General features: G+C 64.2%; 9 protein-coding genes. 4 read left to right on the top strand and 5 right to left on the bottom strand.

Features of this window, described 5'->3' with window-relative positions; translation table 11 throughout:
* Positions 1-62: 62 nt before the first annotated feature.
* Positions 63-800 (bottom strand): DUF4386 domain-containing protein, encoded by a 738-nt coding sequence (locus NUW50_RS14935; RefSeq protein ID WP_258289932.1) that lies wholly within the window; start codon positions 798-800, stop codon positions 63-65.
* 102 nt (positions 801-902) lie between these two features.
* On the opposite strand from NUW50_RS14935, the gene NUW50_RS14930 reads away from it, so the two are divergent.
* On the top strand, positions 903-1,808 hold the full coding sequence (locus NUW50_RS14930) for a LysR family transcriptional regulator (protein ID WP_258289931.1): 906 nt from the start codon (positions 903-905) through the stop codon (positions 1,806-1,808).
* Between the two features lie 66 nt (positions 1,809-1,874).
* On the opposite strand, the gene NUW50_RS14925 is transcribed toward NUW50_RS14930, so the two are convergent.
* Together NUW50_RS14925 and NUW50_RS14920 are read right to left on the bottom strand one after the other, a co-directional pair.
* A complete protein-coding gene (locus NUW50_RS14925) occupies positions 1,875-2,981 on the bottom strand; it encodes a TRAP transporter substrate-binding protein (protein ID WP_258289930.1) in 1,107 nt (368 codons plus the stop codon).
* 219 nt (positions 2,982-3,200) lie between these two features.
* Entirely contained in the window at positions 3,201-4,307 is a 1,107-nt protein-coding gene (locus NUW50_RS14920; RefSeq protein WP_258289929.1) for a TRAP transporter substrate-binding protein, read from the bottom strand.
* 453 nt (positions 4,308-4,760) lie between these two features.
* On the opposite strand from NUW50_RS14920, the gene NUW50_RS14915 reads away from it, so the two are divergent.
* Positions 4,761-6,515 (top strand): acetolactate synthase 3 large subunit, encoded by a 1,755-nt coding sequence (locus NUW50_RS14915; protein ID WP_258289928.1) that lies wholly within the window; start codon positions 4,761-4,763, stop codon positions 6,513-6,515.
* A 13-nt stretch (positions 6,516-6,528) separates the two neighbouring features.
* Positions 6,529-7,098: an acetolactate synthase small subunit gene (gene ilvN, locus NUW50_RS14910; protein WP_258289927.1), complete on the top strand. Its 570-nt coding sequence runs from the start codon at positions 6,529-6,531 to the stop codon at positions 7,096-7,098.
* A gap of 53 nt (positions 7,099-7,151) precedes the next feature.
* Here the strand turns inward: ilvN and NUW50_RS14905 are convergent, their stop codons facing one another.
* The gene (locus tag NUW50_RS14905) at positions 7,152-7,397 is read right to left on the bottom strand and encodes an EF-hand domain-containing protein (protein WP_258289926.1); all 246 of its coding nucleotides are present in this window, start codon (positions 7,395-7,397) and stop codon (positions 7,152-7,154) included.
* 368 nt (positions 7,398-7,765) lie between these two features.
* Here NUW50_RS14905 and NUW50_RS14900 point away from each other — a divergent pair, with 368 nt between their 5' ends.
* Entirely contained in the window at positions 7,766-8,605 is an 840-nt protein-coding gene (locus NUW50_RS14900) for a hypothetical protein (RefSeq protein ID WP_258289925.1), read from the top strand.
* A gap of 285 nt (positions 8,606-8,890) precedes the next feature.
* On the opposite strand, the gene NUW50_RS14895 is transcribed toward NUW50_RS14900, so the two are convergent.
* Entirely contained in the window at positions 8,891-12,553 is a 3,663-nt protein-coding gene (locus NUW50_RS14895; RefSeq protein WP_258289924.1) for a vitamin B12-dependent ribonucleotide reductase, read from the bottom strand.
* Positions 12,554-12,777: the final 224 nt, after the last annotated feature.

The raw sequence follows: 12,777 nt of genomic DNA, 5'->3' as shown, positions 1-12,777 counted from the left end.
CTGCACGACAGGAAACGGCGGTCCTTCCGGGCCGCCGTTTCGCGTTTCCCCTTCGGGCCGACTCAGGCCATCCGTGCCAGCCCGGCCGGTTCCGGCGCTCGGGCGACCAGCCGTTCATCGCCGCCACGCCAGAGCAGCCAGACGGTGAAGGACAGCTCGCCCAGCGTTACCAGCGTCAGCAGCGCCACCTCGACGGGCGAGACCGCCGCGCCGCCCGGCAGGATCAGACCCGAGACCGCGTCGGACAGATAGCCAAGGGCGCCGATCCCCATCATCCAGCCCAGCGGCCTGGGCACGAAGCCCGAGCGCAGGGCCAGCCAGCCCAGAAGCATCAGATGCAGGGCGAAGAACAGCTCCCAGATATGGACGCCACTGGCGCGCAGATCGCCGAGGAACAGCACCCAGACCGCGGGATTGCCGACCGGATCGGCGCCCCCCGCCCCGGTCAGCCGCAGGATCGCCACCGAGAAGAACAGCATCACCGCCATGACCACGGCCTCGGACAGCCGGGCAAAGGCGGCGGCCAGCGCCACCGAGGGGCTGGTGTCGCGGAAGATGCGGTAGAGCAGCGCCGACAGCACCACCTCGGCCAGCAAGACCACGATCTCGAAACCGATGCCGAGCCGGAACAGAACCGGTCGGCTGCGGATCGCCTGATAGGTCGCCTCGGCATCGCCGGAGATGTGAAACACCCCGGGCAGCAGCCCGATGGCCACCCCGCCGAAGACGGCGATGAGAAGATAGAGAAGCCCCGCGGCCCGGCCGATGCCGAGGCGGAAAACTGCGGAAAGTCGGGTCATGGTCCGGTCCTCTTCGTTACGCGAGATTGAATGCGGCGGTTCTAGGCCCGGCCTGAACCAAATGAAATTGACTGAATCTGTTGTTCTGATATGCGTTTTCGCATGGATTGGAACGCCACGCATTTCGACTGGAACCGCGCCCGCGCCTTTCTGGCGACAGCCGAGGAGGGCTCTCTGTCGGCCGCCGCCCGCGTCCTGGGCCAGACCCAGCCGACGCTGGGCCGCCAGGTCGAGGCGTTCCAGCAGGAACTCGGACTGGTGCTGTTCGAACGCAGCGGCCGCGGGCTGCGGCTGACGCCGGCGGGCGCCGCGCTGCGCGACCGGATCCGGGCCATGGCCGATGCCGCCGACCTGGTCGCGATGGCGGCACAGGCGCAGTCCGAGGACCTGAGCGGCCCGATCTCGATCTCGGCCAGCGAAGTCACCGCGGTGATGATCCTGCCACCGATCATCGCCCGGCTGAGACAGGACCTGCCCGGTCTGGTGATCGACATCCATGCCTCGGACGCGACCAGCGACCTGCGCCGGCGCGAGGCCGATATCGCGATCCGAAACTTCCGCCCCAAGGACCCCGATCTGATCGCCCGCAAGATCACCGATGTCCCGGCCCGGCTCTATGCCAGCCGCGAGCTGGCCGCGACCCTCGGCCACCCGACCCGGCCCGACCAGCTGAACCGGGCCGATTTCATCTCGATCGACCGCAGCGGCGGGCTGATGGCGGCGTTGAACGGGCTGGGCCTGTCACTGACCCGGGCGAATTTCCCGGTCCATGCCGACAGCCTGCTGGTGATGTGGGAATGCGTCAAACGCGGGCTGGGGATCGGGGTGCTCGACAGCCGCCTGGGTGACGCCGAACCCGGGGTGGTCCGGGTGCTGCCCGACCTGGCGCCACTGAACTTTCCGATCTGGCTGGTGGCGCATCGCGAGCTGCGCAGCAGCCGACGCCTGCGCCGGGTCTTCGAACTCCTGGCCGAGGAACTGGCCCGGCCCCCTTCCCCGCCCGGCTGAGCCAGGCGCCCGAAAGAAAGGCCCCGCGGATCGCTCCGCGGGGCCGGGTCTGCGCGTCGGGAAGCCTCAGAGCTTGCCGGCGTTGTCCTGTGCCATCATGAAGCTGTCGTAGTTCAGCTCCGAGAGCTGGGCCCAGAGATAGGCGTCCTTCTTGAACGCGTTCTGGCTATCGAGCAGCTTCTTGAAGGTCGGGTTCCCGGCCGAGACCTCGGCATAGACCTCGTTCGCGGCGTCGAAGCAGGCCGAGAGGATCTCGGCCGAGAACGGACGCAGCTGGGTGCCAGCCGCCACCAGACGCTTTACCGCCGCCGGGTTCTTGTGGTCATAGCTGGCCATCATGTCGCTGTTCGCCGCCTGACAGGCCGAGGCGAGCGCCGCCTTATAGGCTTCCGGCAGGTTGTTGTAGGCTTCGAGGTTGAACATCGTGTGCAGCGCGGCACCACCTTCCCACCAGCCGGGATAGTAGTAATAGGGCGCGACCTTGTAGAAGCCGAGCTTCTCGTCGTCATAGGGGCCGACCCATTCGGCGGCGTCGATCGTGCCCTTCTCGAGCGACGGGTAGATGTCGCCGCCGGCGATCTGCTGCGGCACCAGTCCGAGCTTTTCCATGATCTTGCCGGCAAAGCCACCGATCCGCATCTTCAGACCCTTGAGGTCCTCGACGGTGTTGATCTCTTTCCGATACCAGCCGCCCATCTGGGCCCCGGTATTGCCGCAGGGCAGCGCATAGAGGCCCTGGGTGGCGTAGAATTCGTTCAGCAACTCGTTGCCGCCGCCATAGTAGAACCAGGCATTGGTCTGGCGGGCGTTCAGGCCGAAGGGCACCGTGGTGCCGAAGCTGTAGGCGGCATCCTTGCCCCAGTAGTAATAGGACGCGGTGTGGCAGCATTCGACGGTGCCGGTCGCGGCGGCATCGGCGGCCTGCAGGCCCGGAACCAGCTCGCCGCCGGCGAAGACCTGAATGTCGAAATTGCCATCGGTCGCGGCGCGGACGTAGTTCGCCATGGTCTCGGCGGCACCGTAAATGGTGTCCAGAGCCTTCGGGAACGACGAGGTCATCCGCCAGTTGAGTTTCGGCATCGATTGCGCAATGGCCGGTGCGCCCAGAGCCGCCGCACCCGCGGCAGTGGCGCCGCCAAGCGTCGCCTTGGTCAGAAATGAACGACGATCCATGTGTTACCTCCCTATGGTCATCTCCGGGAGGTAGCTATGCGGACTCTCTGCCGAACGGCGTTGGCCGACCGTCCGACGGGTCATTTTCCTCCCGCCCCGACTGTTGCAGGTGAGGTGTCGAATAGCAAAATAAATTTGGCCCGGGCCGGTCCAACCCGAGGGAAATGCCCAAAAAACCCGCGCCGCCCATCGGGCCGCGCGGGTCGGGATCAGGTCAGATCAGAGCTTGCCGCCCCGCTGCTGCATCATCATGAAGGTGTCATAGGTATATTCCGCCACCTGGTTCCACAGGTAGTGCTCGCCGCGGAATGCCTTGATCGACTGCCAGAGCTTGGCGAACTTGGGATTGGTCGCCTCCATCTCGGCATAGACCTCGTTCGCCGCTTCGAAGCAGGCTTCGAGGATCTCCTGGCTGAACGGGCGCAGCTGCGCGCCATTGGCCACCAGTTCCTTGATCGCGGTCGGGTTCAGATAGTCGTACTTCTGAAGCATGTTGGCATCCGCCGCCTGGGCGGCCGAACGCAGGATCGACCGATAGGAGGACGGCAGCCCTTCATACTGTTCCTTCGAGAAGAAGAAGTGGACCGTCGGGCCACCTTCCCACCAGCCGGGATAGTAGTAGTAGGGCGCGACCTTGTAGAAGCCGAGCTTCTGGTCGTCATAGGGGCCGACCCATTCGGCGGCGTCGATGGTGCCCTTCTCGAGCGACGGATAGACATCGCCGCCGGCAATCTGCTGCGGCACGACGCCCAGCTTGGTCATCACCTGGCCGGCGAAGCCGCCGATCCGCATCTTGAGACCCTGCATGTCGGCGACCGTGTTGATCTCCTTGCGGAACCAGCCGCCCATCTGGACGCCGGTGTTGCCGCCCGGAAGGCCGAAGATACCGGATTCGGCGAGGAACTCGTTATAGAGATCAATCCCGCCGCCATGATAGTGCCAGGCGTTGATGCCGCGCGCGTTCAGCGAGAACGGCACCGCCGCCGCGACCGCCCAGGCCGGGTCCTTGCCGAAGTAGTAGTAGCCGACGGTATGGCAGGCCTCGACCGACCCGTTGGTGACGGCATCCGCCGCCTGCAGGCCGGGCACAAGTTCACCGGCCGCGAAGACCTGGATCTGGAAGTTGCCGTCCGTCGCCTCGCTGACCATCTTCGACAGCACTTCGGCGCCGCCATAGATGGTGTCGAGCGACTTCGGGAACGACGAGGTCATCCGCCAGGTGACTTTCGGCATCGACTGCGCGACGGCCGGCGCGGCAAGCGTCGCGGCACCGGTGGCTCCGACGCCGCCGATGGCAGCCTTGGTAAGGAAAGTTCGACGATCCATATGGGTCCTCCCTGATGAGACCTGCCGCCATGGCAGGCGTGATAATCCGGTGTTTAAGTCCCGCCCGCGCCCAAGTGAATATCCCCGGAGAGGATTCTTTGCCTAAATTTCCGGCGAATAACAGTCACTTGCGTGACGATTTGCCGCCGGAAACTGCGACGAAATGGCGCAGAATCAGGGCTCGACTGGAAAGGAATGATCGTCAGCTCCGAAAAATTGGAAATAAAATTCCGATTTCATGCCCTCTCACGACACTTTTGGTGATGGTTTCGGGTTGACGCCCCCTGCCCGCCGCCCTATCGTCCCGCCACCTCCAAGGAGTTCCAGGGGCATGACGCGACTCGTTATCGTAGGAAGATGTTGGCGCATGGGCCGGTGACGGCACCCTGAACAGGTTCCCATGCGCCCCCGAAATCCGGGGGCTTTTTTTATGTCTGGCGAAGGAAAGACGATATGGCACGGCAGATGACCGGAGCGAAGATGGTGGTTCAGGCCCTGATGGATCAGGGTGTGGACACGGTATTCGGCTATCCCGGTGGCGCCGTGCTTCCGATCTATGACGAGATTTTCCAGCAGAACAGCATTCGCCACATCCTGGTCCGCCACGAACAGGCGGCGGTGCACATGGCCGAGGGCTATGCCCGCTCGACCGGCAAACCCGGCGTGGTGCTGGTCACCTCGGGGCCCGGCGCCACGAATGCCGTCACCGGGATCACCGACGCGCTGATGGATTCCATCCCGATCGTGGTGCTGACCGGCCAGGTTCCGACCTTCCTGATCGGCACCGACGGCTTCCAGGAGGCCGACACCGTCGGCATCACCCGGCCCTGCACCAAGATGAACTGGCTGGCCAAGGACCCGAGCACCCTGTCCGACCTGATCCATCAGGCCTTTCACGTCGCCACCCACGGCCGCCCCGGCCCGGTGCTGATCGACATCCCGAAGGACGTGCAGTTCGCCACCGGCAGCTACACGGCGCCGAAACAGGCCAAGGTCTCGCATTACCAGCCGCGGATGAAGGCGGAACCGGCCAGCATCGAGGCGCTGGTCGGGCTGATCGAAAAGGCCGAACGCCCGGTGTTCTACACCGGCGGCGGGCTGATCAACGCGGGCACCGCGGCCTGCCAGCTGCTGACCGAGCTGGTCGATGCCACCGGCTTTCCGATCACCTCGACCCTGATGGGTCTGGGCGCCTATCCGGCCTCGGGCAAGAACTGGCTGGGGATGCTGGGGATGCATGGTCTCTACGAGGCCAACATGGCGATGCATGATTGCGACCTGATGATCAACCTGGGCGCCCGTTTCGACGACCGGATCACCGGCCGCACCGATGCCTTCTCGCCCCATTCGACCAAGGTTCACGTCGATATCGACCCCTCGTCGATCAACAAGATCATCCAGGTCGATCTGCCGATCATCGGCGATGTCGGACAGGTGCTGGAAGACGTCCTGAAGGTCTGGAAATCGCGCGGCCGCAAGGTCAACGAGGCGGCGGTGGCGAAATGGCACGGCCGGATCGCCGAGTGGCGGTCGAAGGACTGCCTGTCCTTCCGGGATTCGGACGAGCTCATCAAGCCGCAACATGCCCTGCAGCGGCTCGAGGCGCTGACCCGAGGAATGGACCGCTACATCACCACCGAAGTGGGCCAGCACCAGATGTGGGCGGCGCAGTTCCTGAAGTTCGACGCGCCGCACCGCTGGATGACCAGTGGCGGTCTGGGCACCATGGGCTATGGCTTCCCGGCCTCGATCGGGGTGCAGATCGCCCATCCGGAATCGCTGGTCATCAATGTCGCCGGCGAAGCCTCGTGGCTGATGAACATGCAGGAGCTGGGAACCGCGATGCAGTTCCGCGCCCCGGTCAAGCAGTTCATCCTGAACAACGAACGTCTGGGCATGGTGCGCCAGTGGCAGGAGCTGCTGCATGGCGAGCGCTATTCGCACAGCTGGAGCGAAAGCCTGCCCGATTTCGTGAAACTGGCCGAGGCCTTCGGTGCCAAGGGCATTCAGTGCAGCGACCCGGCCGACCTGGACGAAGCGATCAAGGAAATGCTGGCCCATGACGGGCCGGTGGTCTTCGACTGCCTGGTCGAGAAGCACGAGAACTGCTTCCCGATGATCCCCAGCGGCAAGGCCCACAACGAGATGCTGATGGGCGAGGCCCAGACCCAGGGCGCGATCTCTGGCTCCGGCGCGGCTCTGGTTTAGGAAAGGTCTGCAAGTGTCTGCACTCAATATCAAAAAGGGCTCTACCAGCCACTCCGCCTACAACCTTCGCGATACCCATTCCGATGTGGTCGAGCGGCACACCCTGGCAGTCATCGTCGCCAACGAGGCGGGGGTCCTGGCCCGGGTCATCGGGCTGTTCTCGGGGCGCGGCTACAATATCGACTCGCTCACCGTGGCCGAGGTCGATCACACCGGACACCGCAGCCGGATCACCGTGGTGACCAGCGGCACGCCCAGCGTGATCGAGCAGATAAAGGCCCAGCTTGGCCGCATCGTTCCGGTGCATGAGGTGCACGACCTGACCACCGAAGGTCAGTCGGTGGAGCGGGAACTGGCCCTGTTCAAGGTTGCCGGCAAGGGCGACAAAAGGGTCGAGGCGCTGCGGCTGGCGGATATCTTCCGGGCCAATGTGGTGGATTCGACGCTTGAGAGCTTCATCTTCGAAGTCACTGGCACGTCAGAGAAAATCGACGCCTTTGCCGAGCTGATGCGGCCGCTTGGCCTGACCGAGCTGGCCCGCACCGGGGTAGCGGCGCTGTCGCGCGGAGCCGAGGCCGTCTGAACACGAACGGGGCGCCCAAGGGCGCCCCGCCGATCGCGTGGCCCTGCCGGGGCTCAGCCCGGGGCCATCAGCACCCCCGCCTCCATGGCTGCCGCCACTTCCGCCGCATCGACATTTCCGTCGCCATTGCTGTCGAGCGTGGCATAGACCTCGGCAGTCAGTTCCGGATGGGCGGTCTGCAGTTCTTCGAGCGCGTAGATGCCATCGCCATCCGTATCCTCGGGCATCGCGGCCTCCTGGGCCGAGGCCAGGGAGGCGGTCATCGCGGTCAGGCCGAGGGCCAGCATCAGTCGGGTCATGGTCTGTCTCCTGTCTTGGTGAACCGCGCCCGGTCGGGGTGCGGAGGTGGCACGAGGCCGCCCTGCGTACGGGCATAGCCGGGCGGACCGGGGCGCACAGGACCATGGCGCCAGGGTCAGGATTTCCGGCAGAGCCAGGCCGGATTGGCGGATTCGCCGCGCCGGGTTCCCGCCGATAGGGCCACCCCGCCCGGCTACCGGCGCCAATTTGCCAAGTAATTTCGAGCATTTAGTCCAAATTCCGCGCATGGGTGGAAATTAATTCCGCAACCCCTTTGAAGCGGATATTAGTCCCTTTGAAGCGGATATTCGCCATCTTCAGCAATGCGGGGACAGAATTCCTTACCTACCTTTGTCTGGACTCAAGAATGTCCGACCTTAGTATGATTGCCGTCGGGGGAATTGGCTTCCGGCCAAATCGTCATGTCGGCGATGGAGAAGGATGCAATTCATACGGAATAGGAGGGGCCCTCATGAAGAAGGGAGAGAAACCCAAGTTCGACGTTGCTTGGTGGAAGAAGAACAAGTCCAAGCGGCTTGGCAGCAAGGACTTCGAGAAAAGACTGACGACATTCATTTCCGAAGAGAAGTTTGCCCTGGGTCGCAAGGACGACCCGAAAGCCTTTCTCGAGGCCTCCAATGCGGCCTCTTTTGCGGCGAAGGAAGCCAAGGCGCTGGTCGCGAAATGCGGCAGGGGCCAGGACGAGACAAAGTCGGTGCTGGAGCTCTATGTGAAGGAGCTGACCACCAGGGGCAAGGCGCTCAACAAGAAATACCTCGAACTCCTCAAGGGCACGTCGGCCAGCGAGTCCGTCGTCTCCAAGGCCGCCAAAGTCATTGAAAAGGAAGTCAAAACCTTCCTGTCGATCGAAAAGGCCGCGAAGGATATGCAAAAGCAACTTCCTGCGCTGATTGCCAAGGCCGGGCCGAAACAGGTCGTGACGAATTACAAGACTCTCCTGAAAGCGCTCGACGCCAGCGAAAGCAAGGTCGAGAAAGCGCAGGACGAGATCGACAAGCAGGTCAAGAGCGGCAAGCTGCGTGGCAAGTCCATGGAGGAGGCCGAGAAATTTCTCCATCGGGCCAAGGAGGTTCTCAGCATTGGGTTCCGGGCCGACACCGAGATTTCCGGTGTCAAGATCAAGCTGGAAGAGCTTGTGAAGTCAGCGAAATCCGGAAAGAAGGACAAGGGCAAGGAAAAGGTCTGAGCCCCGGCCGGAAAGGGGGCGTGCCGAGGCGCCCCCTGCTCCTCGGATGAGAACGGAACACGGGAAGGCGCGGCGGCATTCCCCGCGGAGACCCCGAGCCGCCCCCATGGTCCCAACAGGAAAAAGGGGACACCCGAAGGCGCCCCCCAGTTTCGCGGATCAAGCTCGTCATTCGTACCGCCCGGTTTCTGCCTGCGGCTTGATCCACGTCAGGGGCGAGCGCACCCGCCCCGGAAAGTTTGTGCAGCGCGCCCCGGAACAGTCCGGAGCCCGCCGCAGGTCTCGTCAGCTACACCCGCTGGTCCCGCCGCAGGTGTTGCACTTCATGCAGGTGCCGTTGCGCACCAGCGTGTAGTTTCCGCATTCGCCGCAGGCCTCGCCCTCGTAGCCCTGCATCTTCGCCTTGGTCCGGGCATCGACCTGGACCGAAGTCACCGTGGCGCTTGCGGTGGTGCTGGTTTCCGACACCGAGGGCACCAGGGTCTGCAGACTGGCCAGCGGGTCGGCCTCCTGGCCGCCTTCCTGCAACACCCGCAGTTCCTGCGGCAGGCGCTTGCGCAGATAGCCGGTCGAGGAGATCTGCCGCAGCACTTCCAGGGATTTCGAGGCCGTCACCTCGTCCGGGCTGCGGAGATTGGCGACGCCTTCCTCTTCGCCCCGGCCCAGATCGTCGAAGCTGGAGCCTTCCGGCTTCACATGCGCCAGGTCGGTGCGGTCGAGATAGCTGACCGCCAGTTCGCGGAAGATGTAATCGAGGATCGAGGTCGCCGACTTGATCGTCTCGTTGCCCTGCACCATCCCGGCCGGTTCGAACTTGGTGAAGGTGAAGGCATCCACGAACTCCTCCAGCGGCACGCCGTATTGCAGGCCGACGGAGACCGCGATGGCGAAGTTGTTCATCATCGCCCGGAAGCCGGCGCCTTCCTTGTGCATGTCGATGAAGATTTCGCCCAGCTGGCCGTCGGCATATTCGCCGGTCCGCAGATAGACCTTGTGGCCGCCGACGATCGCCTTCTGGGTATAGCCCTTGCGGCGCTGCGGCAGCTTCTCGCGGTGGCGCCGGACCACTTCCTTGTAGACGATCTTCTCGACGATCTTCTCGGCCAGGGTGGTCGCCTTTTCCTGCGCCGAGCCGGAGGCCAGGACTTCCTCGGCTTCCTCGTCATCCTCGATCAGCGAGGCGGCCAGCGGCTGCGACAGTTTCGAACCGTCGCGGTAGAGCGCGTTGGCCTTGATCCCCAGGCTGTGGCTCAACTCGTAGGCGGCCAGCGCATCGGCGATGCTGGCATCATTGGCCATGTTGATGGTCTTCGAGATCGCTCCCGAGATGAAGCTCTGCGCCGCCGCCATCATGGTGATATGCGCCGCCACCGAGAGATAGCGCTTGCCGGTCTTGCCGCAGGCATTGGCACAGTCGAAGACCGCGTAATGCTCGGGCTTCAGATGCGGTGCGCCTTCCAGCGTCATCGTCCCGCAGGCATGGGCATTGGCCGCCTCGATCTCTTGCTTCGAAAAGCCGAGATGCTTCAGCATGTCGAAGGTCGGGTTGTTCAACTCGGCCGCCGGGATGCCCAGGACCTTGGTGCAGAACTCCTCACCCAGGGTCCACTGGTTGAAGACGAACTTGATGTCGAAGGCGCTCGGCAGCGCCGCCTCGATCTTGTCGATCTCGGCCTGGCCGAAGCCGTGGCCGACCAGCGAGGTGTGGTTGATCCCCGGCGCCTGCCCCAGCGAGCCGTGACCCTCCGCATAGGCGATGATCTCGGCAATCTGGGCCTGGCTGTAGCCCAGGGTTTCCAGCGCCCCCGGCACAGCCTGGTTGATGATCTTGAAATAGCCGCCGCCGGCCAGCTTCTTGAACTTGACCAGGGCGAAGTCCGGTTCGATCCCGGTGGTGTCGCAATCCATCACCAGACCGATGGTCCCGGTCGGCGCGATCACGGTGGCCTGCGCGTTGCGGAAGCCGTGCTTCTTGCCCAGGGTCAGCGCCTGATCCCAGGCGCCGCGGGCCAGATCGACAAGGCTGCGGTCCGGGCAATGGTCGCGTTCCAGCGCCACCGGGTTCACCGCCAGCCCGTCATAGCCGGTCTTGTTGCCATAGGCGGCATGGCGGTGGTTGGCGATGACCCGCAGCATGTGCTTCGAGTTGCGCTTGTAGCCCGCGAAGGGGCCCAGTTCCGAGGCGATCTCGGCCGAGGTCGCATAGGCCACCCCGGTCATCAGCGCGGTCAGCGCACCGCAGAGCGCCCGGCCCTCGTCCGAGTCATAGGGCAGGCCCATGGTCATCAGCAGGCCGCCGATATTGGCATAGCCCAGGCCGAGGGTCCGGTAATCATAGGACCGCTGCGCGATCTCCTTGGACGGGAACTGCGCCATCATCACGCTGATTTCCAGCGTCAGGGTCCAGAGCCGCACCGCATGGGTATAGGCCTCGGCCTGGATTTTTCCGTCCTTGAGGAAGGTCAGCAGGTTCATCGAGGCCAGGTTGCAGGCGGTATCGTCGAGGAACATGTACTCGCTGCAAGGGTTCGAGCCGCGAATGGGGCCGTCTTCCGGGCAGGTGTGCCAGGCGTTGACCGTGTCGTGGAACTGGATGCCGGGGTCGGCGCAGGCCCAGGCGGCATGGCCGATCTGGTCCCAGAGATCGCGCGCCTTGACCGTCTTGGCGACCGTGCCATCGGTGCGGCGGATCAGCTCCCAGTCGTCGTCTTCCTTGACCGCGCGCAGGAAGTCATCGGTCACCCGCACCGAGTTGTTCGAGTTCTGGCCCGAAACGGTGGCATAGGCGTCGCTGTCCCAGTCGGTGTCATAGGTCGGGAACTCGATCGAGCCGAAGCCCTGCGCCGCATAGTCCAGCACCCGCTTGACATAGGTCTCGGGGATCATCGCCTTCTTGGCGCTGCGGATCGCGGCCTTCAGGCCCGGGTTCTTCGACGGATCGGCAGCATCGGCGGCCTTGCCGTCCCAGGCGCGGATCGCCGCAAAGATGCCGTTCAGCTCGCGTTCATGCGCTTTCGAGCCGGCGACCAGGCTGGCCACCTTCTGCTCTTCGATGACCTTCCAGTTGATGAAATCCTCGATATCGGGGTGATCCATGTCGCAGATCACCATCTTGGCGGCGCGCCGCGTGGTGCCGCCCGACTTGATCGCGCCGGCCGCCCGGTCGCCGATCTTGAGAAAGCCCATCAGCCCCGAGGACTTGCCGCCGCCCGACAGTTTCTCGCCTTCGCCGCGCAGGCTGGAGAAGTTCGTGCCGGTGCCCGAGCCGTATTTGAACAGCCGCGCCTCGCGGACCCAGAGGTCCATGATCCCGCCATCGCCGACCAGATCATCGCGCACCGACTGGATGAAACAGGCATGCGGCTGCGGGTGTTCGTAGGCGCTGTCCGACTTGGTCAGCTTTCCCGTTTTCCAGTCGACGTAGTAATGGCCCTGGCTCGGCCCGTCGATGCCATAGGCCCAGTGCAACCCGGTGTTGAACCATTGCGGGCTGTTCGGCGCCGCCATCTGTTCGGCCAGCATGTAGCGCATCTCGTCGAAATAGGCGCGGGCGTCGGACTCGTCGGTGAAATAACCGCCCTTCCAGCCCCAGTAGCACCAGGCCCCGGCCAGCCGGTCAAAGACCTGCTTGGCCGACTGCTCGCCGCCATACCGCTGTTCCTCGGGAAGCTTGGCCAGCGCCGCCTCGTCCGGCACATGGCGCCAGAGGAAGGACGGCACGCCCTTTTCCTTGACCGGCTTGCGCGCCGCCGGAACCCCGGCCTTGCGGAAGTATTTCTGCGCGATCACGTCCGAGGCAACCTGCGACCAGCCGGCCGGCACTTCCACCTCGTCCAGACGGAAGACGACCCGCCCGTCCGGGTTGCGGATCTCGGATGCAGTCGTGGTGAAGTCGATGCCCTGATAGGCATCCTGCCCGGCCTTGGTGAACTTGCGGTCGATTTTCATCTGGAACTTGCCCCGTCGTTTCTTGACGATTTCGTTTCTTGAAGTGGTGTCGTCGGTTCTCTTGTCGTCGTGCCGGTGACCCCACACTGGTGCTTTCGGGCCAGGCGCCGGACAAAAGGATAGCGACCCGTCGAGGCGGTGCGCTTCGCCTCGCGGAGGACGTGTCGTGCTTGGCACCCAGTCCCGGTTTTCTTCGCGGCCCTCGTCCGGCTTTTTCCTGCCAC

It is taken from the genome of Frigidibacter sp. ROC022, from assembly GCF_024723735.1.
Classification (GTDB): domain Bacteria; phylum Pseudomonadota; class Alphaproteobacteria; order Rhodobacterales; family Rhodobacteraceae; genus SLM-1.
Note: the sequence above shows the minus strand (reverse complement) of the source record. Positions and strands in the feature narration are given on the sequence as shown.